We start from the raw sequence: 21,949 nt of genomic DNA, 5'->3' as shown, positions 1-21,949 counted from the left end.
ACGGCATGTCTTCTGCCACCACCCGCATCCGCAGCATCGCCACGGTCGTCGTCATGGGAACGTCCCTCGCGCTGACCGGCACCGTGACCGCCCAGGCGTCCAGCCACTCGGCCACCGCCACCGCCACCGCCGAGACCTTCACGCTTGGCAAGGGCCTCTACCAGACGGCGTACTCGGAGCGGAACCACGTCCTGTGGGCCACCACGGCCGTCGGGCGTCCGCCGGTCACCAGCTCCAGCCTGCTGAAGGTCGACCCCCGCACGCTGGCGGTCAAGCAGACGATCACCCCGCCCACCACCAACGCCACCACCGGCGCGGTGGAGGCCGTGTACGGCGTAGCCGTCGACGACGAGCACAACACCGTCTGGACGACGAACACCCGCGACAACAGCGTGGCCGTCTACGACCAGCGCACCGGCGCCCACCTGGCCACCCTCCCCGGCGTGGCGCACGCCCGTGAGATCGTCGTGGACGAGCGCCACAACACCGTCTGGGCCAGCGCGTTCGGCGAGGGCAGCGTCGTCGCCTTCGACAGCCGCACCTTGAAGGAGAAGGAGCGCCTCACCGTCGAGGGCTCGGCCCCGACCGGTCTGGCCCTCAACGAGAAGACCGGCGACCTCTACGCCGCCGACCTGAACAACGACCGGGTCATCGAGTTCGGCCACAAGGACGACGAGCCGCGCTTCCTGCCGGCCGGCGACGGTCCGATCTCGGTCTCCCTGTCGAAGAACGGCAAGACCGCCTACACCGCCAACCAGACGAGCGGCGACCTGTCGGTCATCGATCTCAAGAAGGGTGCGGTCGCCGCGACCGTCGCCACCGGCGCGGGCGCCCTCGCCGTGGCCACGGACGAGAAGTCCGGCCGCGTCCTCGTCGCCAACCGCACCGCGGCCAACGTGACGATCGTCGACCCGAAGAAGGCGGCCGTCGTCCAGACGCTGGCCACGGCCGCCAACCCGAACCACATCGAGATCGCGAACGGCTCCGCCTACGTCGTGGACAAGTCCGGCGCCGGTGCCGACGGCCAGGACCAGGTCACCCGCATCCGCCTCGCCCGCTGATCCACCGGGCCGGGCGACCTCCCGGCCCGTACGGTGCGGCGCACCGCGGGGACACCGGCGGCGCACACCGCCGCCGGCCACGCGGCAGGGGTCCACCCGCGGGACGGGAGCCTCCCGTCCCGCGAGCAGACCCTCCGTGCGTAAAGGTGTGGATGGCATGCGGACCCGTCCCTACGATGGCGCGATGACATCGATCAAGACGGTCCAGATCACCTTCGACTGCGCGGACCCCGAGCGGGTCGCCCGGTTCTGGTGCGAGGTGCTGGGCTACGTCGTCCCGCCGGCCCCGGAGGGCTTCGCCGACTGGGCCGCGTACGACCGTTCGCTGCCGGCCGAGCGCCGGGGTGCCGCGTTCGCCTGCCTCGATCCCACGGGCGCGGGCCCGCGCCTCTTCTTCCAGCGCGTGCCCGAGGGCAAGACCGTCAAGAACCGGGTCCACCTCGACGTACGCGTCGGCACCGGGCTGGTGGGCGAAGACCGGCTGGCCGCCCTGGAGGCCGAGTGCGCGCGCCTCGTCGCCCTCGGCGCGGTGCGCGGGCCGTTGCTGCGGGCCGACGGCTTCAACGAGTCCTGCCAGGTGATGCAGGACGTCGAGGGCAACGAGTTCTGCCTCGACTGAGCCGCCGGGGGCGGCGCCGGGGCCCGCCGGAAGCTCGCGCCCGCCCGCGGCGCGCCGACCGGTGCGCCGCCCCCGGCCGGCCCACGGCGGTCACCGGATGCGCCGGGCGGTGGTGCGTGATCGGATACGAGGGTGCCACCGCCCTCCCGTCCGCCGAGGACCAGTCCGCCGGACCCGTCGCCGCCCCCGCCGGGGCGGCTGCGGCAGGCCGCGGAGCGCCGACTGGAACGGGCCGTGTACGTCCTCCCCACGAGGCTCAGGCGCCGACGGCTGGGCTGGCTGCTCCCGCTGGCGGCTCTGGTGGGAGTCGCCTTCACCGACTGGAACACCTCCGGCGACTTCCGGGTGCTGTCCTGGATCGTGATGGTGCCGGGCCTCTCCGCCGCGCTCTGCCCGGTCTGGGTCACCGCGCTGTTCGGGTTCCTCTCCGTCGTGGCGTACCTGGGGCTGGACGCCGCCTGGTCGCACGAGTACACCGCCGGTCTGCCCGACTTCATCCTGGTCGCCGTGGCCAGCGTGCTGGCGGTCGTCGCCTGCTGGTTCCGGCTGCGGCGCGAGGACAGGATGCTGCACATCCGCAACGTCGCCGACTCGACCCGCGCCACCGTGCTGCGCGACATCCCGCCGCACATCCACGGCATCGAGAACGCCCACGTCTATCTGCCCGCCGACGCCGTCGCCCGGCTGGGCGGCGACTTCTACGACCTCCAGCCGAGCGCCTACGGAGCGCGGGCCCTCATCGGCGACGTCCAGGGCAAGGGGCTCGGCGCGCTGTCGGCCGCCGCGGCGATCCTCGGCTCGTTCCGCGAGGCCGGCTACCACGTGCCGAGCCTCAGCATCGTGGCCGGCCGGCTGGAAGTGCGGATGGAGCGCCAGCGCCGCTACGGCGTGGCCATGGGATACGCCCAGCCCGACCGGTTCGCGACCGCCGTCCTGCTGGGCTTCCCCAACCCCGGCTGCGGCGAGTCCTGGGTGGACGTCGTCGACTTCGGCCACGAACCGCCGCTGGTGGTGAGCCCACGCGGGGTCCGGGTCCTGCAGGTGACCCCGCGGCTGCCCCTCGGCCTCAGCGACCTGGACCCCGCGGGGACGGCGTCCGTGGTCCCGCACCGCTTCCCGTTGTCCGACGACGACATCATCGTGCTGACCACCGACGGGGTCACCGAGGCGCGCGACGCGGCGGGCGACTTCTTCCCGCTCCGCACGTTCCTGGAGGACACGGTCGCCCGTGACCCCGGCGCCGTGGCGTCCGCGCGCCAGGTCGCCGCGCTGGTCTCCGACGGGCTGCTGCGGCACTCGGGAGGACGGCTCCACGACGACACGACGATCTTCGCGCTGCGGTTCTCCGCCACCGACGAGACGTACTGGACGCTCCCGCCGAACGAGACCACGTCACGGGCGGCCGGCCCGCTTCCCGCCCACCGCCACGAACCGCTCCAGCAGGGCATCGTCCGGCTGAGGACGCAGCCCGTGCACCCCACGGACGGCGCGGACGGTACGGACGGCGCGCGCGAGCGCGACTGAGCGGGTGCCCACGACCGGTCGCCGGCCACAACGCGCCACGGCCCCGTACCGCCACAGCCCCTCGTAGCGCCATCGTCGCCCCCACACCTCACGCCCCGTCCGGCGCCGGACGGGGCGTGAGGTGGCGCCGAGGGCCCCGAGCGAGGCGCGCGTCACCGCCGGGCGCGCGCCCTGTACCTCCGTGCGCCGTCCCCCGTCCGGTGTGGCAGGGCCGGGGTCCGGGCAGTGCCCTGGTGCCCGGACCGCAGGAGGACCATCCGGACGGCGGGTGCGAGGAGAGGGCGCGACGCATGACCGACATCAGTTCCCTGGAGCCGCTGGCGACGTTCTGCGGAAACTGCGACTGCGGCTGTCCGCAGTTGTTCGTCGACGAGTCCGCGCCGGCCGAGCGCAGAATCGTGATCACTGACGACTTCGGCCAGAGGGTCGAGATGAGCGCCGACCAGTTCGGCTCCATCGTGGCGGACGCCAAGGCCGGAAAACTGGACACGGTGGCCGCCCTCTGACGTGAAACCGCCGTCCGGCGGTTCCGAACGCCCGGAGCCGCCGGGGCGGGCGGGTCAGACCTGGACCCCGGCCACCCCGTCCTCCACCACGACGCTCGCCCGGGTGCTGATCGGCGCGTCCGGCTTCGTCACGTACGGCATCACCCGGAAGTCGCTCGTCCACCGCTCGCGGTCGACGGTGACCCGCACGTAGCCGCGCTGGCCGTTGAAGAACTTCATGTGCGGGTTGGCGGCGAGGAACGTACGGCCCTGGTCGGTGAGGTCCGCGCCGTCGCCGCCACTGGTGACCGAGGTGCCGACGAACTCCGAGCCCACCGTCGCCGAGTCCGGGTCGGCGTAGTCCCGCTTCAGGTCCCAGGCGTAGTTCTGGTGCCGGTCGCCGGTGATGACGACGAGGTTGCGCACCCCGCGGGCGTCCGCCTCCGCGAGCAGCCGGTTGCGCTCGGCGACGTAGCCGTCCCACGGGTCGGTCCAGACCGTGACGCCGGACCCGGGGTCCTGGTCGGTCTGGCCCATCGGCGCCTGGTTGCCGAGGATCTGCCAGCGCGCCGTCGAGCTGCCGAAGCCGCGCGCGACCCAGTCGCGCTGCGCGGCCCCGAGCAGGGTCCGCGCCGGGTCGAACCGCTCCGCGCAGTCGGCCGAGGTGCCGTCGCCGCACGCCTGGTCGTCCCGGTACTGCCGGGTGTCGAGCATCGTGAAGTCCGCCAGCCGTCCGTAGCGCAGCCGCCGGTACATCCGGACGTCCGGGCCCTTCGGCATCTGCGCACCGCGCAGCGGCGCGTGCTCGTACAGCGCCTGGAAGGCGGCGGCCCGGCGCAGCAGGAAGGTCGCGGGGTCCTCGTCGTTCTCGGAGGTCTCGTCCGCCCAGTTGTTCTCGACCTCGTGGTCGTCGAACGTCATGATCCAGGGGAACCGGGCGTGCGCCTCCCGCAGCGGCGCCTCCGACTTGTACAGGCCGTACTGCAGCCGGTAGCGGGCGAGGTCCACCGTCTCCGTGTGGAACTTGGGCGCGGTGACGACCCCGCGCTTGTTGGTTTTGACGCCCGACTCGTAGAGGTAGTCGCCGAGGTGCACCACCAGGTCGAGATCCTCCTGCGCCATGTGGTGGTACGCGGTGAAGTAGCCGTCCTGCCACGCCTGGCAGGACGCGAAGGCGAACTTCAGCTCGCGCGGGGAGTCGCCCGGCGCCGGGGTGGTGCGGGTGCGGCCGACCGGTGAGAGCGCGGAACCGGCCCGGAAGCGGAAGTAGTACGTGCGGTCCGCGGCGAGACCGCGCACCTCGGGGTGGACCGAGTGGGCCAGTTCGGGGGTGGCGACCACGCTGTCCCGCCGCACGATCCGGCGGAACCGTTCGTCGAGCGCGATCTCGTAGTGCACGCGCACCGGCTTCGGCTCCATGCCGCCGAGGCCGTCCTCGGCCAGCGGATCGGGCGCCAGCCGGGTCCACAGCACGACGCCGTCCGAGGTCGGGTCGCCGGACGCCACCCCGAGGGTGAACGGATCGCCCCTCAGCGTGGGCGCGGCGAACGCGTTCCCGGCGCTCCACGCCCCCGTTCCCAGCATCAGCGCGGCGGCCGCCCCGCCGCCGTATGCGAAGACCTGCCGACGGGACACGGAACCTGCGACCACGGTGCCTCCTGCGTAGAGCCGTTGCTTACCTCCGTCAGGCTGCGCGGCCGTTATGACATGCCCACGTTCGCCGAATGGCCCGTGGTCGATCAGCACGTGAACGCGGGCCGCGCCCGTACGGTTACGGCCGGTGGAGTGGCCGGCGCGGAACGACGGACTCCGGGGGGCGTGCGCGGGGGGTGCCGGGGGAAGGGCGAGAGGATGACCTCACCGCACGCAGCAGGACCCGGCCCCCGGCACCGGCGCCCCGAAGGGGTCGGCGACGCCACCGTCGAGGCGCTGGGCGCCCTGTCGAAGGCACTGGAGACCACCGAGCGCGCCCGTGGGGCGCTGTACACCTTCCATCAGCTCACCGGCACCGCCGACCTCCAACTGGACGACGCGGTACGGCTGCTCCGCGAGGCCGGCCACGGCGAGGAAGCCGACCGGGTCGAGCGCGAGATCCTCGGACGCAACGTCATCCCCGGCCACTGGACCTTCCAGATCGTGGAGGCGTACGACCGCACCTACTACCGCCCCTTCGCGGCGACGGAGCGGCAGTTGACCGACGACCTCGCCGACGGCCGGCCCCACCTCTTCGAGGCCGAGCTCAAGGAGTCCCGCCGGACCCACGGCCACCCCGACCACACGGCCCGGCCGGAGGGAGGCTGAGCGGCGCCGGACCGCCCGCCCGCCTCCGGACCGTCCGCCCGCCCCACCCGCCTCCCTGCCCCCGCGGGCCCGTACCGCACACTGGTCTTCCACACCCGCACGAGCGAGGCGAGCCATGGCTTTGCAGATCAGCGCCACCAACCCCGAGCACCCCGCGCGCCTGCTCGCCCTGCCCTGGGGACTGCCGCTGGAGGAGTGGCCCGAGGAGATCCTGGTGCCGCTGCCCCGGGGCATCTCCCGTCACGTGGTGCGGTACGTCCGTGCAGGGGACGAGGTCATCGCCGTGAAGGAGCTCGCGCAGCGCCCCGCGGTCCGCGAGTACGAGCAGTTGCGCACCCTCGACCGCCTCGGGATACCCGCGGTTGACCCGCTCGCCGTGGTGACCGGGCGCACCGGCGCGGGCGGCGCCCCGCTGGAGCCGGTGCTGATCACCCGCCATCTCAACGGTTCGCTGCCCTACCGGTCGATGTTCGAGACCACCATGCGCCCGAGCACCGTGCACCGGCTGATGGACGCCCTCGCCGTGCTGCTGGTCCGGCTGCACCTGGTGGGCTTCGCCTGGGGCGACTGCTCGCTCTCCAACACCCTGTTCCGGCGGGACGCCGGCGCGTACGCCGCCTATCTGGTGGACGCCGAGACGGGGGAGACCCACCCCCGGCTCAGCGACGGGCAGCGCGCCTACGACATCGACCTGGCGCGGGTGAACATCAGCGGCGAGATGCTCGACCTGGAGGCGTCCGGCGCCCTCCACCCCTCGGTGGACCCGATCGCCTTCGGCAACGAGATCGTCCGCCGCTACGAGGACCTGTGGCGGGAGCTGACGCGCACGTCCGTGTACCCGGCGGGCAAGTACCACTACATCGAGCGCCGGATGCGCCGTCTCAACGAGATGGGCTTCGACGTCGCCGAGATGCAGATCGAGAACTCCCCGGACGGCGACACCGTCACCTTCGTCCCCAAGGTCGTCGACGCCGGTCACCACCAGCGCCAGCTGCTGCGGCTGACCGGCCTCGACACCGAGGAGAACCAGGCGCGCCGGCTGCTCAACGACCTGGAGTCCTGGATGGCCACCCAGGACGACTACGCCCCCGGTGACCCGCTGGGCGCCCGGACCGAGGTGCTGGCCCACCGCTGGGTCCGCGACGTGTTCCGGCCCACCGTGCGGGCCGTGCCCCCGGAGCGGCGCGGCACGATGGACCCGGCCGAGCTCTACCACGAGCTGCTGGAGCACCGCTGGTTCCTGTCCGAGCGGGCCGCGCACGACGTCGGTCTCGAAGCGGCGGTGCGGGACTACGTGGCCAAGGTGCGGCCCGAGGGCCCCGCGGAGGAGACCCCGGCGTCCTGAGACCGCCGCCCGCCCGGCACGGTGCCCCCGCACCGGGCCGGGCGCGGACGCGGCTCCCGGCGTCACTCCGCCGTGTGCAGCCGGTCCCGGCAGTGCCGGACGAACGCCTCCAGTGCCAGGTCGAACGCCGCGTCGGCGCGCCGCGCCCCCGGGCCCGCCCCCTCGCCCGCCACGGCGAGCGCCTCCGCGAGCAGGGGCGTCGTCGTGTCGTCGGGCAGTTCCCACATCGTCTCCGGGGCGGCGAGGTCGAGCGCGGACCCGAGTACCAGGTTCTCCAGAGCGGTGATCACCGTCATCACCTCCGCCTTGGCGAAGCCCACGCCCAGCAGCAGCCGCACCGCGCGTTCGTACTGCTCCAGGACGACCGGCGCCCGCACCGGCGTCGTCATCAGCAGGGCGACCGCGTACGGGTGGGCGGCGAAGGCGGCACGGTAGGAACGCGCCCAGGCGGTGACCGCCTCGTCCCACGGTCCGCTCCCCAGGGTGTCCGCGTCGATCGCCGCGCACACCCGTGCGCGGATCAACTCCACGACCGCCGCCCGGTTGTCCACATGGTGATAGATCGACCCGGTCCGCACCCCGAGCCGCGCGGCGACCTGGGGAAGGCTGAACTCGCCCTGCTCACGCAGGAGTTCCAGCGCGGTCGTGGTGATGCGCTCCGGGTCGAGCAGCGCCGTGCGGGGCCGTCCCATCTGCGGTTCTCCTGATCTGGCGGTGTCGGAAAAATCTGGTGGCGGCCACCCGGAAGGTCTTCCCGGAAACCTGGCCGTGAGGTTACATTGCGGAAACCGAAAGGCTTTAGGTTTCAGAGTTCCTGCTCCTGTCCGCCGCAGAAGGGCTCCCTCCGCATGTCCGCGCCCACACTTCGCAGAGGCACCCTCGGCACCGCCGACATCGCCTTCTTCGTCATTTCCGCCGCCGCCCCGCTCACCGTGATGGCCGGGGTCGCGCCGCTCGCTCTGATGCTCGGCGGCATCGGCGCCCCGGTCGGTTACCTGCTCGCCGGCGTCACCCTCGCGGTCTTCGCCGTCGGCTTCACCACGATGAGCCGTCACGTCCGCAGCGGGGGAGCCTTCTACGCCTACATCGCCCGCGGCCTCGGCAAGCCGCTGGGCATCGCCGCCGCGCTGATCGCCCTGCTCGGCTACAACGGCATGGAGATCGGCGTCTACGGCCTTCTCGGCTCGGCCACCACCGAGACCGCCCACGCGCTCTGGGGGGTCGACCTGCCCTGGCTGCCCGTCTCCCTCGTCGGCCTGCTGGTCATCTGGTACGGAGGCTTCCGCTCCATCGACTTCGGCGCCAAGGTCCTCGGCGTCCTCCTCGTCGCCGAGACCGGCATCCTCCTCCTGCTCGCCGGCGGGGTGCTCCTCGACGGCGGCGCCGAAGGCATCTCCTTCGCCTCCTTCGCCCCCGGAAACGTCTTCGTACCGGGCATGACCGCCGTCCTGGCCTGCGCCTTCGCCGCGTTCACCGGCTTCGAGTCCACGGTCATCTACCGCCGCGAAGCCAAGAACCCCGACCGGACCGTGCCGCGCGCCACCTACATCGCCGTCGCGTTCCTCGGCCTCTTCTACGCGTTCGTCGTCTGGACCGTCGTCCAGGCCTTCGGCGACTCCCGCGTGGTGGCCGCCGCCGGCGACGACCCGGCCGGCCTCTTCTTCGCCGCCCTCACCACCTACGTCGGGTCCTGGGCCGCCGACCTGATGCACATTCTCATCGTCACCAGCGTTCTCGCCTCCCTGCTCGCCTTCCACAACGCCATCAACCGGTACGTGCTGTCGCTGGCCGAGGAGGGCGTCCTGCCCGCCGCGCTCGGCCGGGTGCACCCCCGCCACCGCTCACCCCACCTGGCCGGCGTCGCGCAGACCGTGCTGGGCGCCGTCGTCGTCATCGGCTTCGCCGCCGCGGGCGCCGACCCGTACGGCCAGCTCCTGCTCTGGGTCAACACCCCCGGCATGATCGGCCTGATGGTGCTCCAACTGATGGCGGCCGTCGCCGTCCTGATGTTCTTCCGGCGCGTGCGACACGACGAGGGACCCTGGCGCACGGTGGTCGCCCCGGTCGTCGCGACCCTGCTGCTGGCCATCGTCATCGTCCTGGTCACCTACAACGTCGATCTGTTCTCCGGCGCCTCGCTCCGGGTGAACACCGTCCTGGTCGCCCTGGTGCCCGCCGTGTTCGCCGCCGGACTCGCCCTCGCCCACCGTCTGAAGCGCCGCAAGCCCGGGGTGTACGCCCGCTTCGGCGCGGAACCGGACGGAGCCGACGACGACACGCCCGGCCCCGCCGCCCGCCCCGCCGCGACCTCCGCCACCGCCCTCTGACTTCCGTACGCCCCTCCCACCCCAAGGAGCCCCAGGTGCCCGCAGCAGACCTCCTCCTCACCGGAGCCCGTGTCCGCACCCTCGATCCCGCCCGCCCCGAGGCCACGGCCGTCGCGGTCACGGACGGCCTGGTCACGGCCGTGGGCGACGCGGCGGACCTCGCCGGACTGCGCGGGCCCGGCACCGAGGTCGTCGACCTCACCGGGGCCACCCTCACCCCCGGCCTGGTCGACGCCCACAGCCACCCCGTCTGGGGCCTGGAGATGTCCGCCGGGGAAGATCTCACCGGCGTCCGCGACCTGGACGGGCTGCGGGCCGCGCTCGCCTCCGCCGCCCGCGTCGACGGCTGGGTGACCGGCTGGGGCCTCGACCACAACGCCTTCGGCGGGCGCCCCCTCGACCGGGCGCTCGTCGAGGACGTCCTCGGCGGCGCGCCCGCCTTCATCCGGCTCTACGACGGCCACTCCGCCCTCGCCAGCGGCGCCGCCCTCGACCGGGCCGGCATCACCGGCCCCCGCGCCTTCGCCCAGCGCTCCAGCATCGCCTGCGACGCGGACGGACGGCCCACCGGCCACCTCGTGGAGCACGCCGCGATGGACCTGGTCGGCGACCTGCTCCCCAAGCCCGCGCCCGCCGAGCGCCGCCGCCGCCTCGTGGAGCTGCTCGCCTCCATGGCCGCGACCGGACTCACCGGCGCCCATGTCATGGACCTCGGCGACGGCACCGTCCCGGACCTGCTCGCCTCGGTCGAGGAGGAGACCGATCTGCCGCTGCGGCTGCGGCTGGCACCCTGGTGCATGCCCGGCGCCGACACCGCGTCCCTGGACGAACTGGTCCGGCTGCAGAAGGAGTCGGGGCGGCTGTGGCGCGTCGGCGGGGTGAAGTTCTTCATGGACGGCACCGTCGAGGGCGGCACCGCCTGGTTGGAGCGCCCCGACTGCCACGGCGAGGGCACCGACGCCTTCTGGCCCGACCCCGCCGCGTACACCGCCGCCGTCCACCACCTGCACCGCGCCGGGGTCGGGACCGCCACCCACGCGATCGGGGACGCGGCCGTCGCCCATGTGCTGGACACCGTCGAGGCGCTGGGGGAGAGCGGCCGGCTGCGCCACCGCGTCGAGCACATCGAGACCGTGCCGCACCGGCTCGCCACCAGGATCGCCGAGCTGGGCGTGATCGCGTCGATGCAGCCCACGCACACCGCGTACACCCGCGCCGACCACACCGACGAGTGGTCCAAGCGCCTCGGGGACGAGCGCGCCGACCGCGCCTGGCGCTGCCGCGACCTGCGCGACGCGGGCGCCTACCTCGCGCTCGGCTCGGACTGGCCGATCGCCCACTACGACGTCCGCCAGGTGCTCGCCACCGCCCGGCTCCGCCGCCTCCCCGGCGCGTACGACACCGAGCCGGTCACCGGGGCGCAGGCCCTCACCGGACTGATGGCACTGGAGGGCGTGACCTCGCACGCCGCCGTCGCCGCAGGCGAGCAGCACGTCGCCGGCCGCATCGCGCCCGGATACCGCGCCGACCTCACGGCCTTCGGCCTGGACCCGGTGGACGCCCCGGCGGACGAGGCCGGCGAGGCACCGGTGGCCCTCACCGTCACCGGTGGCAGGATCGTGCACCGGGCGGTCTGAACGCGTCCGGGCAGCGGGGGCGCGTCCGAGGAGCGGGAGCGCGTCCGAGGCGTGGCGGGCCGCCCCGAGATGCGTGCGCGGCGCGCCGCTGGTTCGCTGGAGAGCGTCGGTTCCCCAGCGGACGAGGAGTGGTGATGAGCCCAGCGGACGAGCCCGCCGAACTGGCGCGGCGCATGCGGGACAAGGCACAGCAGCTTTCCGACGATGCGGAGCGCGCGACCGACCCGCAGGAGCAGGCGCGCCTCAAGGACAAGGCCCGCAAGATGCGGGACCGCAGCGAACAGCAGACCGGCATGAGCAGCGGAGACATTTACCCGCAGCGGTGACGCGCGACCCGGCCGCCCCCGTTCCCCTGCTCCGGGGGAACGGGGGCGGCGGCACGTGCGGGCCGCCGGCCCGCCCCGCGCCGCGCACAAATCCCGCGACACCGGCGTCGTCCGCTGTTACCGTGGACGGCGGAAGTTTCCGCGATCAAGGAGAGCGACATGGTGGGTGACGACGACATCTCCGGGTGAGACCCGGCGGTGACAAGCCACCGGCAGGCGCGTCAGTGCGCCGCCGCGAGTGGCTGAGTTCGTCGTACCTCGCGCTCCTTCACGCCTCCGGGCCCGCTCCGCCGCGCCCGCGTCACCCTTCGAGGACCCACCATGTCCGCATCGCTCACCTGCTCCCGGCTCTCCTTCTCCTGGCCCGACGACACCCCCGTCTTCCACGACCTCTCCTTCACCGTCGGCACCGGACGCACCGGGCTCGTCGCACCGAACGGCGCCGGCAAGAGCACCCTGCTGCGCCTGCTCGCGGGCGAACTGCTCCCCACCGCCGGAACCGTCACCGTCGACGGCGTACTCGCCCACCTGCCGCAGAACCTCCCGCTCTCCGGCGACCTCACCGTCGCCGAGGTGCTGGAGGTGGACGCCGTGATCGCCGCCCTCGACGCCATCGAGTCCGGGGACACCGACGAGCGGCACTTCGCCGCCGTCGGCGACGACTGGGACGTGGAGGAACGCACCCGCGCCCAGTTGGAGCGGCTCGGCCTCGGCCAGGTCGCCCTCGACCGCCGCCTGCACACCCTCAGCGGGGGCCAGGCCGTCTCCCTCGGCCTCGCCGCCCAGCTCCTCAAGCGCCCCGACGTGCTCCTGCTCGACGAGCCGACCAACAACCTCGACCTCGACGCCCGGCGCACGCTGTACGGCGTCATCGAGGAGTGGAACGGCTGCCTGCTGCTCGTCAGCCACGACCGCGCCCTGCTCGACCGCATGGACCGCATCGCGGAGCTCGACAGCGGCGAGCTGCACTTTTACGGAGGCGACTTCACCGCCTACGAGGAGGCCGTACGGGCGGCCCGCGAGGTCGCCGAGAAGAACGTCCGCAACGCCGAACAGGACGTGAAGCGGGAGAAGCGCGAGATGCAGCAGGCCCGCGAGCGGGCGGCGCGCCGCTCCAGCAACGCGGCGAAGAACATCAAGAACGCCGGGCTGCCCAAGATCCTCGCCGGGGCGCGCAAGCGCAACGCCCAGGAGTCCGCGGGCCGCGCCGACGGGACGCACGCCGCCCGCGTCGGCGACGCGAAGGCCCGGCTCGACGAGGCCGGCCGCGCCGTCCGCGACGACGACCGGATCGTGCTCGAACTGCCCGGCACCCGCGTCCCGGCCGGCCGCACCGTCTTCCTCGGCGAGCGGATGCGGGTCGACCTCGGCGGCCGGCCGCTGTTCGCGGGCGAGGGCGTCGACCTGGAGATCCGGGGCCCCGAGCGCATCGCCCTCACCGGCCCCAACGGCGCCGGGAAGTCGACCCTGCTGCGGGCGGTCCTCGGCGACCAGGAGACGTCCGGCGGGGGCACCCGGCGGGCCGACGGGCGTATCGCCTACCTCTCCCAGCGCCTGGACCTCCTCGACCCCGCGCGCACCGTCGCCGAGAACTTCGCGGACGCCACCCCCGGCATGCCGGAGGCGGACCGGATGAACACGCTGGCCCGGTTCCTGTTCCGGGGCGACCGCGCCCATCTGCCGACCGCCGTCCTGTCCGGCGGCGAACGGCTGCGCGCCACCCTGGCCTGCGTCCTGTGCGCGGAGCCCGCGCCGCAGCTCCTGCTGCTGGACGAACCGACCAACAATCTCGACCTGGTCAGCGTCGGGCAGCTGGAGGGCGCGCTCAACTCCTACGAGGGCGCGTTCGTCGTGGTCAGTCACGACGAACGGTTCCTGACGGAGATCGGCGTCGACCGATGGCTGCGGCTCGACGGCGGCCGGCTGCGCGAGGCGGGGGCGCCCGCCGAGGTGTGACGGGCGGCGGGGGCGCCGGGTGCCGCCCGTCCGGCGCCCGGAACCCCCTCCGTGGTCGGTTCCGGCCCCCCGCACCGTCGTTACCGCGCCGGAATCGGGTAGGCCCGGAGGAAGGAACGGACGGCATCGGGTACAAATCGTGGTGATCGTCCGTCCCCGGGACGGTGGCCCGGTCCGAGTGGTCCGGCCGACGACGAACGAGGAGAACCGATGGTGCACGCACGGGCCGGGCAACCGGCACAGTCCGACGACCTGGTCGACGTGGCGCGGCTGGTGACCGCCTACTACGCCCTCCACCCGGACCCGGCCGAGGCCGGACAACGGGTCGCGTTCGGCACCTCCGGGCACCGGGGCTCCGCCCTGGCGACCGCGTTCAACGAGGACCACATCGCCGCCACCACCCAGGCGATCTGCGAGTACCGCGCCCGGAGGGGCACCGACGGCCCGCTCTACCTGGGCGCCGACACGCACGCGCTCTCCGAGCCCGCCCGGGTGACCGCCCTGGAGGTGCTGGCCGCCAACGGCGCCACCGTGCTCATCGACTCCGAGGACGGCTACACCCCGACCCCCGCGGTGTCGCACGCCATCCTCACGTACAACCGCGGCCGCACCGACGGGCTCGCCGACGGCATCGTGGTCACCCCGTCGCACAACCCGCCCGCCGATGGCGGCTTCAAGTACAACCCGCCGAACGGCGGCCCGGCCGGCTCCGACGCCACCTCGTGGATCCAGGACCGCGCCAACGAACTGATCGCGGGCGGGCTGAAGGAGGTGCGCCGCATCCCCTACGCGCGGGCGCTGGCCGCCTCGACCACCGGCCGCCACGACTTCCTCACCGGGTACGTCGACGACCTGCCGTCCGTCCTCGACCTGGACGCGGTCCGCGACGCGGGCCTGCGGATCGGCGCCGATCCGCTCGGCGGGGCCTCGGTGGCGTACTGGGGCCGCATCGCGGAGCGCCACCGCATCGACCTGACCGTGGTCAACCCGCTCGCCGACCCCACCTGGCGCTTCATGACGCTGGACTGGGACGGCAAGATCCGGATGGACTGCTCCTCGCCGTACGCCATGGCCTCGCTCATCGCGCAGCGCGACGCGTACGCGATCTCCACCGGCAACGACGCCGACGCCGACCGGCACGGCATCGTCACGCCCGACGGCGGGCTGATGAACCCCAACCACTATCTGGCCGTCGCCATCCAGTATCTCTACAGCCACCGTGACGGCTGGCCCGCCGGGACGGGGATCGGCAAGACGCTGGTCTCCTCCTCGATGATCGACCGGGTCGCCGCCGACCTCGGCCGCACCCTGGTCGAGGTGCCGGTCGGCTTCAAGTGGTTCGTCGACGGCCTCTTCGACGGCAGCCTCGGCTTCGGCGGCGAGGAGTCCGCCGGGGCGTCGTTCCTGCGCCGCGACGGTTCGGTGTGGACCACCGACAAGGACGGCATCCTGCTGGCCCTGCTGGCCTCCGAGATCACCGCGGTCACCGGCTCCACGCCCTCCCAGCACTACGCCGGGCTGACCGACCGCTTCGGCGACCCCGCCTACGCCCGCGTGGACGCCCCCGCGACCCGCGAGGAGAAGGCGGTCCTGGCCAAGCTGTCGCCGCAGCAGGTCACCGCCGACACGCTGGCCGGCGAGCCGATCACCGCCGTCCTCACCGAGGCCCCCGGCAACGGGGCCGCGATCGGCGGCCTCAAGGTCTGCACCGACAGCGCCTGGTTCGCCGCCCGCCCCTCCGGCACCGAGGACGTCTACAAGGTGTACGCGGAGAGCTTCCAGGGCCCCGACCACCTCGCCCGGGTCCAGGACGAGGCCCGCGCCCTCGTCTCCGAGGCGCTGGGCGGCGCCTGAGCGACCGGCGCGGCGGCGGCGGCCCGAGGCGTTCCGGGGGGACGGCACTCCCTGACGGTCTCGCCGGCCGGGGGCCGTCGCGCCGGCCTCCTGGACGTGGATCACCGCGCTGCGGGCGGCCGGCGTGTGCGGGCCCTCGAAGACATCTCGGGGGCGGCGGGGGCGAGATGTCCTCGAGGGCCCGCGGGTCTTGATCACTGTCGGGGCCGCTGGTTGTGTGGCCCACATGGAGGATCTCGGACCCGTCGCGTGGCCGCCCGCACCGATCCGGACCGCGAGGCCCGTGTTGCGTGAGCCCGAAGCCCGGGACCGTGCGACGTTCATCGCACTGTATTCCTCGGGGGAGGTGCACACCTACCTCGGCGGCCCCCGCCCGCGTGACGAGCCGGAGCGCGGGATGCCCGAGACCCCCGGGCGACAGCCCGGGAACTTCGTCGTGGAGCTCGACGGGGCGATGATCGGCCAGGTCCTGCTCAGGAGACCGACGGAACCCGTCTGCGCCGCTGCCGTGGGGAAGGTGGACCTCGTCGGCTACCTGTTCCTACGGCGGGCGTGGGGCTTCGGGTATGCCGCCGAGGCGTGCGCGGCGGCACTGAGCCGGCTCGAAGCCGTCCTTCCGGGCGAGCCGGTGGTGCTCGTGACTCAGACCGCCAACATCCGTTCGACGGGCCTCGCGGCAAAGCTGGGGTTCACCGAAGCGGGACGGTTCCGTGCCTGGGACGCCGATCAATGGCTCGGCCTGCGGACCCCGCTCACGGTCGGTCGATACCACCGGACGGCCCGCAGGGTCTCGTGCGGTCCGGTCCCGCGTGCCTCCCGCAGCGCCGCCGCGGGGCGCGTCAGGCCTTCGGGGCCGTGGACCGCAGCAGGCGGACGAAGGCGGCGTTGTCCGGGGTCGTACGGATCCTGTCGAGCAGGGCCTGGAGCGCGCCCTGACCGTCCCGGCCGTGCAGTGCCCGCCGCAGCCCCTTGACCGCCGCCAACTCGTCTGCGGGCACCAGGAGTTCGTCGCGTCGGGTGCCGGACGGGGCGATGCCGATCGCGGGGAAGACCCGCTGCTCGGCGAGCGTGCGGTCCAGCCGCAGCTCCATGTTTCCGGTGCCCTTGAGCTCCTCGAAGAAGAAGTCGTCGGCCCGCGAGCCGGTGTCCACCAGGGCCGTGGCCAGGATGGTCAGCGACCCGCCTTCCTCGGCCAGCCGGGCCGCGCCGAACAGCTTCTTCGGCCCGGCCAGCGCCCCGGCGTCCACGCCGCCGCTGAGCGTGCGGCCGCCGGCGCCCGCGGCGGTGTTGTGCGCCCGGCACAGCCGGGTCAGCGAGTCGAGCAGGATCACCACGTCCTCGCCCTGCTCCACCAGCCGTTTCGCGCGCTCCACCGCCAGGTCGGCCAGCGCGATGTGCTCCTTGGCGGGACGGTCGAACGTCGAGGAGTACACCTCGCCGCGCACCGAACGGCGCATGTCGGTCACCTCCTCGGGGCGCTCGTCGACGAGCACCACCATCAGGTGCGCCTCGGGGTGGTTGGCGGTGACCGCGGCGGCCAGTTGCTGGAGCAGCACCGTCTTGCCGGTCCGGGGCGGTGCGACGATCAGGCCGCGCTGGCCCTTGCCGACCGGGGCGATCAGGTCCACCACCCGCATCGCGGGTCCGCCCGAGGGGGTCTCCAGGCGCAGCCGCTCACGGGGGTGCAGCGGGGTGAGGTCGCGGAAGTGCCGCCGTCCGTCGAGGGCGCCCGCCTCGCGGCCGTTGATCCGCTCCACGGTCGCCAGATCGCGCGGCCCGTGCGCCGTACCCGCCACGGCGTCGCCCTTGCGCAGGCCGTGACGGCGTACGAGGGCGGGGGAGACCCGCACGTCCTCGGGGCGGGCCCGGCCGTCGGGGTCGCGCAGCAGGCCGTGGCCGCCGGCGACGAGGTCGAGCAGCCCGGCCGCCGGAACGGCCGGCGCCCGGTCGGTGCGGGACGCGGCGGTGCGGGACGCGGCGGTACGGGACGCGGTGCCACGGGGTGTCGTGGTCCGGGACGCGGCGGTCCGGGACGTCGTGGGGTGTACGAGTGTGCTGGTCATGGGAGGTCCTTTCGCGGACAAGCCTGGGAGAGGCCCGGCGAAGGGAGGGGCGGCGTCGTCACGCCCGTCACCGCGGGCGTGGAGCCCGCACCGGACCGGGGTACCGGGGCACGGGACGCGCCGGGGTACCAGGAGGGAAGAAGAACGCTGGAGGCCCACCAGGCGTCTGAGCCGTGGGGGATGCAGCGGGAGGGAAGAAGCACCGGCGCCCGGCGAACGGGGCGTGCACGACGTGCTGGTCGCACCGTAGCACAGGGTGTCCGCCGCGGGAAGGGGGAAAGGGGTGGTTCGGGGGCCGTCCGGGAGATCGCACGCGCCGATGAGTTCCGGCCCGTCCGGGAGTCAGCACCGGTGAGAGGCGCGGGACGCCGTACACCGACGTGTCCGGCACGACCCGTGCCGGGCGACCCGCACGGCCGCGAGCCGCCCGGCACGGACCATGCAGCCTCGGAACGCACGACCACGAACCACACCGGAGGACGCCATGAGCACCACACCCGGCCACGCGAGCAGCGCACCTCCCGGAGGGCCGCCGGTCGTCGGCCTGGCCGCCTGGGAGGCGGCACGCGAGGGACTGCTGGTCCGCGAGAAGGCCCACACCCGCGAGGGCGACGCGATCGCCGCGGCCCGGCGGCGGCTGCCGAGGGTCGAGATCGACGCCACCGCCGAGGTCGTGGGGGCCGACGGCCCCATCCCCTTCCTCGAACTCTTCCAGGGGCGCGACGAACTGGTGATCTACCAGCACATGTGGTGGGACGGGGCGCCGCATCAGGGGCAGTGCGAAGGATGCACCAACGCGGCCTGGCACCTGAAGGACACCGAGTACCTCAACGCCCGTGGCGTCTCCTTCGCCGTCGTGACCACCGGCGCGTGGGACGAGGTGGCCCCGTTCGTCGCCTTCATGGGTTACACCCAGCCCTGGTACTCGGTACGGGGGCTACCGGCGCCGGTCGGCGGCGACATGGGCCATCTCGTCTGCTTCCTGCGCGACGGCGACCGGGCGTTCCTCACCTACTCCACGACGGGCCGCGGCAACGAACCGGCCAACGGGACCTTCGGCCTGCTCGACATGACGCCCTACGGCCGCGGTGAGGCGTGGGAGGACCGCCCCGAGGGCCCGTCGGAAGTGGACGACGGCGGCCGACGCCGCCCGCCCACCGACCGGGACGCGTGCTGGTACTGGCGCTCGGACGCCGACGGCGTCGCCACCTGGGGGCCGACGAGCCGCCCCGTGCCGCAGTGGACCCGCCCCGGCGCCGGGCCCGTGGAGACCCTCGGTCGGGAGGGCTCCCACGGCTGACGCGCCGTGAGGTGCGGACGCGCGCATTCCGTCGGCCCCCATGAAGTTTCCGGCACTTCGCGTGAATCGGATGCAACCATCCGTGCCGCACGAGGGTCTATCAAGTGCGAGCAAAACGCTCGCACAGTCACATGGGGGAAATCATGGGATACATGCGTAATGTCGCGGCCGTCGGCGCGGTGACCGCACTCGTGGCGGGTGCCACCGTCCTGTCCGGCGCCACCGCCCAGGCGGCGCCGAACGTCACTCCGCAGGGGGTCTGCGGCAGCGCCTACAAGACCGTCAACTCCGCGCCGATCGGCTCGCTGGGCACCGTCTACCTGACGTACAACTCCACGAACGGCAAGAACTGCGTCGCGACCATCCGCTCCACCCCGGGCACCGCCAAGGCCATGTCCACGTACGTCTACGTCCCCGCGACGGACGAGTACGCCGGCGACGACGGCAACTTCACCTCCTACGCCGGCCCGGCCCGGGTCTACGGCAAGGGGTACTGCGTGAGCTGGGGCGGCGCCATCGCCAACGTCTACGTCTCCGTGGACAACTCCAACTGCGCGTCCCGGAAGGAGAGCCGGGTCACCACCGTCCGCTGACGCACCCGGCAGGCCCGGCCACCCGGTGGACGCCTCGGGGGAGGCGTCCACCGGCGAGGGCGGGGGAATGATCAAGCGGTCCAAAGCCGGTCGTGGGGCGCGTGCCCCGCGACCGGCCGGACCGGTCGCCGGGTCAGTCCCGGCCGAACACCTTCCGGCTCGACCCCAGACGCAGGAACACCGTCTCGCCCGTGGCGTCCTCCACGCCGTCGTTGTCCGTGACGGCGTAGACCCGGCCGTCCCCGCCGACCGCCAGCCCCTCCAGCTTCTCCTGGGTCCAGCCGCCGGTGGCGCGCAGTTCGGGCAGCACGTCCTCGGCCAGTGTCTTGGGCAGCACCGGCAACTTCCCGGCCGGGGCGGCGGACTGCGGCAGACCGACCGTGTAGATCCGCTTGACCGCGGCGGCGGGACCGTTCAACTTGTCGCGTTCGACCAGTGCGAGCCGACCGCCGACCGCGGTGATCTCGGAGAGGCCGATCCAGTCGCCAGGGGTGCCGGTGGCGCCGATCCGGTAGCCGTACCAGCTCCAGGTACCGGCCCGCACGTCGTACCGGCCCAGGCGCACCACACCGGCCGGGTCGCCCGCGACCTCCCGCTGCAGGGTTGCCCAGAGGATCTCGTGGCCCTCGCGGTCGGCGGTGGCGGTGACCCCTTCGAAGCCCTGCTTGCCCAGCCCGGCGGCGACGTCCGCCGGGAGCGTGACGACCTGCTGGGTGACGCCGTCCCGGTCGAGCCGCACCAACTGGTTCCCGGCACCGGTCGCGCCCTCGACGGCGAGCCAGAAACCGCCCCGGGGGCGGGCGTGGATGCCTTCGGCGTCGTAGCCGACCGGCTCGCCCGCCGCGTCCTTGACGGTCAGCGAGCGGGTGATGACCGCCGGCCTGCGGGCCGTGTCGACGGTCAGGATCCGGGTCACGTCGTACGCGGCGTCGGTGACGGTGTACAACTCGTGCGGACGGCCGGGGACGGCGGACAGCGCGCCGAGCGCGCCCCAGCCGATCGGCGCGCCGGCCGGGTCGTCGGCCGACACGATGCCGGGGAAGGCGGAGGCGCCCCTGCCCAGCCGGAAGAGGCTGACGGAGGCCCGGACACCGGCCGAGGCGTCGTCCTCCTCGCTGGAGACCGCGAGCAGGCCGCGGGACGGGATCGGCAGCAGCCCTTCGGGACCGTTGGTGGTGGCGAGCAGCTGGCGGAAGACCGGGGCCGTCGGCCGGCTCAGGTCGTACACGGCGACGAAGTTGCTGCGCTCGGAGCCGACGAAGGCGTAGCGCACGCCGTCGAAGGTGGCGACCGTCACGCCCTCGGGCTCGGTGCCCTTCTTCGCCGAGCGGTCCTCGTTGTGCAGGCCGTGACGGACCGCCAGGCGCTCGAAGGAGTTGCCCGCGTCCCACACGACCTTGCCGGTGCGGCTGTCGAAGACGGACCAGCCCCGGGTGCCGCCCTTCCAGTCGCCCTCGTTGGCCGTGGCCAGGTAGCGGTCGTCGATCCAGCTCACCGCGTCGGGCTCGCGCGCCACACCGGTGATCGAGCCGGTCTGGTCGATCACCCCGTCCTTGACGGTGTCGATGCCGCGCACGGTGGCCGTCCCGGCGCTGAAGGCCTTGGTGATCCGGCCGGTCGGCAGGTCGACCAGCACGACGCCGTTGTTCTCCTGCAGCGTGACGGCGAGCTGACCCTTGCCGTTGACGGTGACGTACTCCGGCTCCGGATCGGTCGGCGCGGCGATGCCGGCGGCGCTCAGCGCGGGCAGCGCGGTGCCGTCGGGCCGGGTGAACGGCACGGCGCGGGTGCGCCACTGCTGGGGCGAGGTGCCCTTCAGGTCCACGATCTGCACGAATCCGGCGGGCGCCTGCGGGAGGTCGCCCTCTTCGCCTCCCGGAGGGGTCGCCTCCTCGTCGCGCTCGTTCTCGACGGCGACGGCCGCGTACCGCTCGTCCTTGGTGATCGCGATCGAGTCCGGCTGCCCGCCCAGGTCGAAGGTGGCCACCCGGCGGCGGTCGCGCAGCGAGATGACGTCGAGGCGCCCGGACGGTTCGGCGTAACCGGCGCTGGTGTTGACCACGACCAGGACGTGCTCGCCGACCACCGCGACCGAGGTCGGCTCGTCCTCGGCGTCGCCGAGCCCGGCCAGGGAGAGGGTGCCCAGTCCGCGCGGCGCGGCCGGGTCGCTGATGTCGAGGAATCCGATGCGGCGGGCCACGGCGTCCGTGTAGACCAGGGTCCGGCCGTCCTCGCTGGTCGCGGAGATCTCGGCGACGGTCGCGGTCGCCGGGTCCTCACCGGCCGGCCGGTTCTGGAACACCGGGTAGGTGGCGGTGCGCTGGAACGCCGAGGGCCCCTGCGGCTGAGGCTGCGGCCGCTGATGCGCGCTCGCCGCTCCCGAACCGGCCAGCAGGCCGCCGGCGACGACCAGGGCGCCGAGGGCGGCGTACGTTCTCTTGGGGGGCATCGGTCCTCCGTTGCACGACAGTGCGCGCCGGGTGCGCGCCGAGTGACGGAGCGGATGGTCGCAGCCGGGGGCGAGCGGGAGGCGGCGGCCGGGTGAACTCCCGGCGTCG

17 protein-coding genes and 1 pseudogene are annotated in these 21,949 nt (G+C 73.5%); 14 read left to right on the top strand and 4 right to left on the bottom strand.

Annotated elements, in window-relative coordinates:
- The first annotated feature begins 5 nt into the window (after positions 1 to 5).
- The 4 genes from Q0994_RS18600 to Q0994_RS18585 all read left to right on the top strand — a co-directional run bounded on the left by Q0994_RS18600 (position 6) and on the right by Q0994_RS18585 (position 3,710).
- Entirely contained in the window at positions 6 to 1,061 is a 1,056-nt protein-coding gene (locus Q0994_RS18600) for a YncE family protein (protein WP_299536176.1), read from the top strand.
- A gap of 184 nt (positions 1,062 to 1,245) precedes the next feature.
- Positions 1,246 to 1,680 (top strand): VOC family protein, encoded by a 435-nt coding sequence (locus Q0994_RS18595; protein WP_299536174.1) that lies wholly within the window; start codon positions 1,246 to 1,248, stop codon positions 1,678 to 1,680.
- 234 nt (positions 1,681 to 1,914) lie between these two features.
- A complete protein-coding gene (locus Q0994_RS18590; protein ID WP_299536172.1) occupies positions 1,915 to 3,204 on the top strand; it encodes a PP2C family protein-serine/threonine phosphatase in 1,290 nt (429 codons plus the stop codon).
- A gap of 290 nt (positions 3,205 to 3,494) precedes the next feature.
- Complete coding sequence (locus Q0994_RS18585; RefSeq protein ID WP_299536170.1) at positions 3,495 to 3,710, top strand: hypothetical protein; 216 nt, start codon at positions 3,495 to 3,497, stop codon at positions 3,708 to 3,710.
- 54 nt (positions 3,711 to 3,764) lie between these two features.
- Here Q0994_RS18585 and Q0994_RS18580 read toward each other — a convergent pair whose 3' ends face one another.
- A complete protein-coding gene (locus Q0994_RS18580; protein ID WP_299536168.1) occupies positions 3,765 to 5,339 on the bottom strand; it encodes an alkaline phosphatase in 1,575 nt (524 codons plus the stop codon).
- Between the two features lie 201 nt (positions 5,340 to 5,540).
- Between Q0994_RS18580 and Q0994_RS18575 the strand changes: the two genes are divergently transcribed.
- Both Q0994_RS18575 and Q0994_RS18570 read left to right on the top strand, forming a co-directional pair.
- Positions 5,541 to 5,990, top strand: a complete 450-nt coding sequence (locus Q0994_RS18575; protein WP_299536166.1) for a hypothetical protein — start codon at positions 5,541 to 5,543, stop codon at positions 5,988 to 5,990.
- A gap of 115 nt (positions 5,991 to 6,105) precedes the next feature.
- A complete protein-coding gene (locus Q0994_RS18570; protein WP_299536164.1) occupies positions 6,106 to 7,335 on the top strand; it encodes a DUF4032 domain-containing protein in 1,230 nt (409 codons plus the stop codon).
- 62 nt (positions 7,336 to 7,397) lie between these two features.
- Here Q0994_RS18570 and Q0994_RS18565 read toward each other — a convergent pair whose 3' ends face one another.
- Positions 7,398 to 8,027, bottom strand: a complete 630-nt coding sequence (locus tag Q0994_RS18565; protein WP_299536162.1) for a TetR/AcrR family transcriptional regulator — start codon at positions 8,025 to 8,027, stop codon at positions 7,398 to 7,400.
- A 156-nt stretch (positions 8,028 to 8,183) separates the two neighbouring features.
- Between Q0994_RS18565 and Q0994_RS18560 the strand changes: the two genes are divergently transcribed.
- From Q0994_RS18560 to Q0994_RS18535, 6 genes and pseudogenes are all read left to right on the top strand, one after another.
- Positions 8,184 to 9,662, top strand: a complete 1,479-nt coding sequence (locus tag Q0994_RS18560; protein WP_299536159.1) for an APC family permease — start codon at positions 8,184 to 8,186, stop codon at positions 9,660 to 9,662.
- Between the two features lie 35 nt (positions 9,663 to 9,697).
- Positions 9,698 to 11,299, top strand: a complete 1,602-nt coding sequence (locus tag Q0994_RS18555) for an amidohydrolase (protein ID WP_299536156.1) — start codon at positions 9,698 to 9,700, stop codon at positions 11,297 to 11,299.
- Between the two features lie 134 nt (positions 11,300 to 11,433).
- Positions 11,434 to 11,625, top strand: coding sequence for a DUF6381 family protein (locus tag Q0994_RS18550; protein ID WP_299536153.1), 192 nt, complete (start codon positions 11,434 to 11,436; stop codon positions 11,623 to 11,625).
- 321 nt (positions 11,626 to 11,946) lie between these two features.
- Positions 11,947 to 13,581: an ABC-F family ATP-binding cassette domain-containing protein gene (locus Q0994_RS18545; protein WP_299536150.1), complete on the top strand. Its 1,635-nt coding sequence runs from the start codon at positions 11,947 to 11,949 to the stop codon at positions 13,579 to 13,581.
- A gap of 210 nt (positions 13,582 to 13,791) precedes the next feature.
- On the top strand, positions 13,792 to 15,435 hold the full coding sequence (gene pgm, locus Q0994_RS18540) for a phosphoglucomutase (alpha-D-glucose-1,6-bisphosphate-dependent) (protein WP_299536147.1): 1,644 nt from the start codon (positions 13,792 to 13,794) through the stop codon (positions 15,433 to 15,435).
- Between the two features lie 226 nt (positions 15,436 to 15,661).
- Positions 15,662 to 16,192, top strand: a pseudogene (locus tag Q0994_RS18535) (GNAT family protein); the annotation flags it as partial.
- 82 nt (positions 16,193 to 16,274) lie between these two features.
- Here the strand turns inward: Q0994_RS18535 and rho are convergent.
- A complete protein-coding gene (rho, locus tag Q0994_RS18530; protein ID WP_299536144.1) occupies positions 16,275 to 17,498 on the bottom strand; it encodes a transcription termination factor Rho in 1,224 nt (407 codons plus the stop codon).
- Positions 17,499 to 17,982: 484 nt separating this feature from the next.
- On the opposite strand from rho, the gene Q0994_RS18525 reads away from it, so the two are divergent.
- Both Q0994_RS18525 and Q0994_RS18520 read left to right on the top strand, forming a co-directional pair.
- Positions 17,983 to 18,798, top strand: coding sequence for a DUF899 family protein (locus Q0994_RS18525; RefSeq protein WP_299536141.1), 816 nt, complete (start codon positions 17,983 to 17,985; stop codon positions 18,796 to 18,798).
- 143 nt (positions 18,799 to 18,941) lie between these two features.
- The gene (locus tag Q0994_RS18520; RefSeq protein WP_299536138.1) at positions 18,942 to 19,391 is read left to right on the top strand and encodes a spore-associated protein; all 450 of its coding nucleotides are present in this window, start codon (positions 18,942 to 18,944) and stop codon (positions 19,389 to 19,391) included.
- A gap of 133 nt (positions 19,392 to 19,524) precedes the next feature.
- Here the strand turns inward: Q0994_RS18520 and Q0994_RS18515 are convergent, their stop codons facing one another.
- Complete coding sequence (locus tag Q0994_RS18515; RefSeq protein WP_299536136.1) at positions 19,525 to 21,840, bottom strand: esterase-like activity of phytase family protein; 2,316 nt, start codon at positions 21,838 to 21,840, stop codon at positions 19,525 to 19,527.
- Between the last annotated feature and the right edge of the window lie 109 nt (positions 21,841 to 21,949).

The sequence above is a fragment of the uncultured Streptomyces sp. genome, assembly GCF_947488945.1.
Taxonomy (GTDB): Bacteria; Actinomycetota; Actinomycetes; order Streptomycetales; family Streptomycetaceae; genus Streptomyces.
Note: the sequence above shows the minus strand (reverse complement) of the source record. Positions and strands in the feature narration are given on the sequence as shown.

Excerpts from the sequence above, each read along its gene's own strand:
- Q0994_RS18575 (WP_299536166.1), top strand. The coding sequence starts at position 5,541 with ATGACCTCACCGCACGCAGCAGGACCCGGCCCCCGGCACCGGCGCCCC.
- rho (WP_299536144.1), bottom strand. The coding sequence starts at position 17,498 with ATGACCAGCACACTCGTACACCCCACGACGTCCCGGACCGCCGCGTCC.
- Q0994_RS18585 (WP_299536170.1), top strand. The coding sequence starts at position 3,495 with ATGACCGACATCAGTTCCCTGGAGCCGCTGGCGACGTTCTGCGGAAAC.
- Q0994_RS18595 (WP_299536174.1), top strand. The coding sequence starts at position 1,246 with ATGACATCGATCAAGACGGTCCAGATCACCTTCGACTGCGCGGACCCC.
- Q0994_RS18525 (WP_299536141.1), top strand. The coding sequence starts at position 17,983 with ATGAGCACCACACCCGGCCACGCGAGCAGCGCACCTCCCGGAGGGCCG.
- Q0994_RS18570 (WP_299536164.1), top strand. The coding sequence starts at position 6,106 with ATGGCTTTGCAGATCAGCGCCACCAACCCCGAGCACCCCGCGCGCCTG.
- Q0994_RS18565 (WP_299536162.1), bottom strand. The coding sequence starts at position 8,027 with ATGGGACGGCCCCGCACGGCGCTGCTCGACCCGGAGCGCATCACCACG.
- Q0994_RS18600 (WP_299536176.1), top strand. The coding sequence starts at position 6 with ATGTCTTCTGCCACCACCCGCATCCGCAGCATCGCCACGGTCGTCGTC.
- Q0994_RS18550 (WP_299536153.1), top strand. The coding sequence starts at position 11,434 with ATGAGCCCAGCGGACGAGCCCGCCGAACTGGCGCGGCGCATGCGGGAC.
- pgm (WP_299536147.1), top strand. The coding sequence starts at position 13,792 with ATGGTGCACGCACGGGCCGGGCAACCGGCACAGTCCGACGACCTGGTC.
- Q0994_RS18520 (WP_299536138.1), top strand. The coding sequence starts at position 18,942 with ATGGGATACATGCGTAATGTCGCGGCCGTCGGCGCGGTGACCGCACTC.
- Q0994_RS18560 (WP_299536159.1), top strand. The coding sequence starts at position 8,184 with ATGTCCGCGCCCACACTTCGCAGAGGCACCCTCGGCACCGCCGACATC.
- Q0994_RS18545 (WP_299536150.1), top strand. The coding sequence starts at position 11,947 with ATGTCCGCATCGCTCACCTGCTCCCGGCTCTCCTTCTCCTGGCCCGAC.
- Q0994_RS18515 (WP_299536136.1), bottom strand. The coding sequence starts at position 21,840 with ATGCCCCCCAAGAGAACGTACGCCGCCCTCGGCGCCCTGGTCGTCGCC.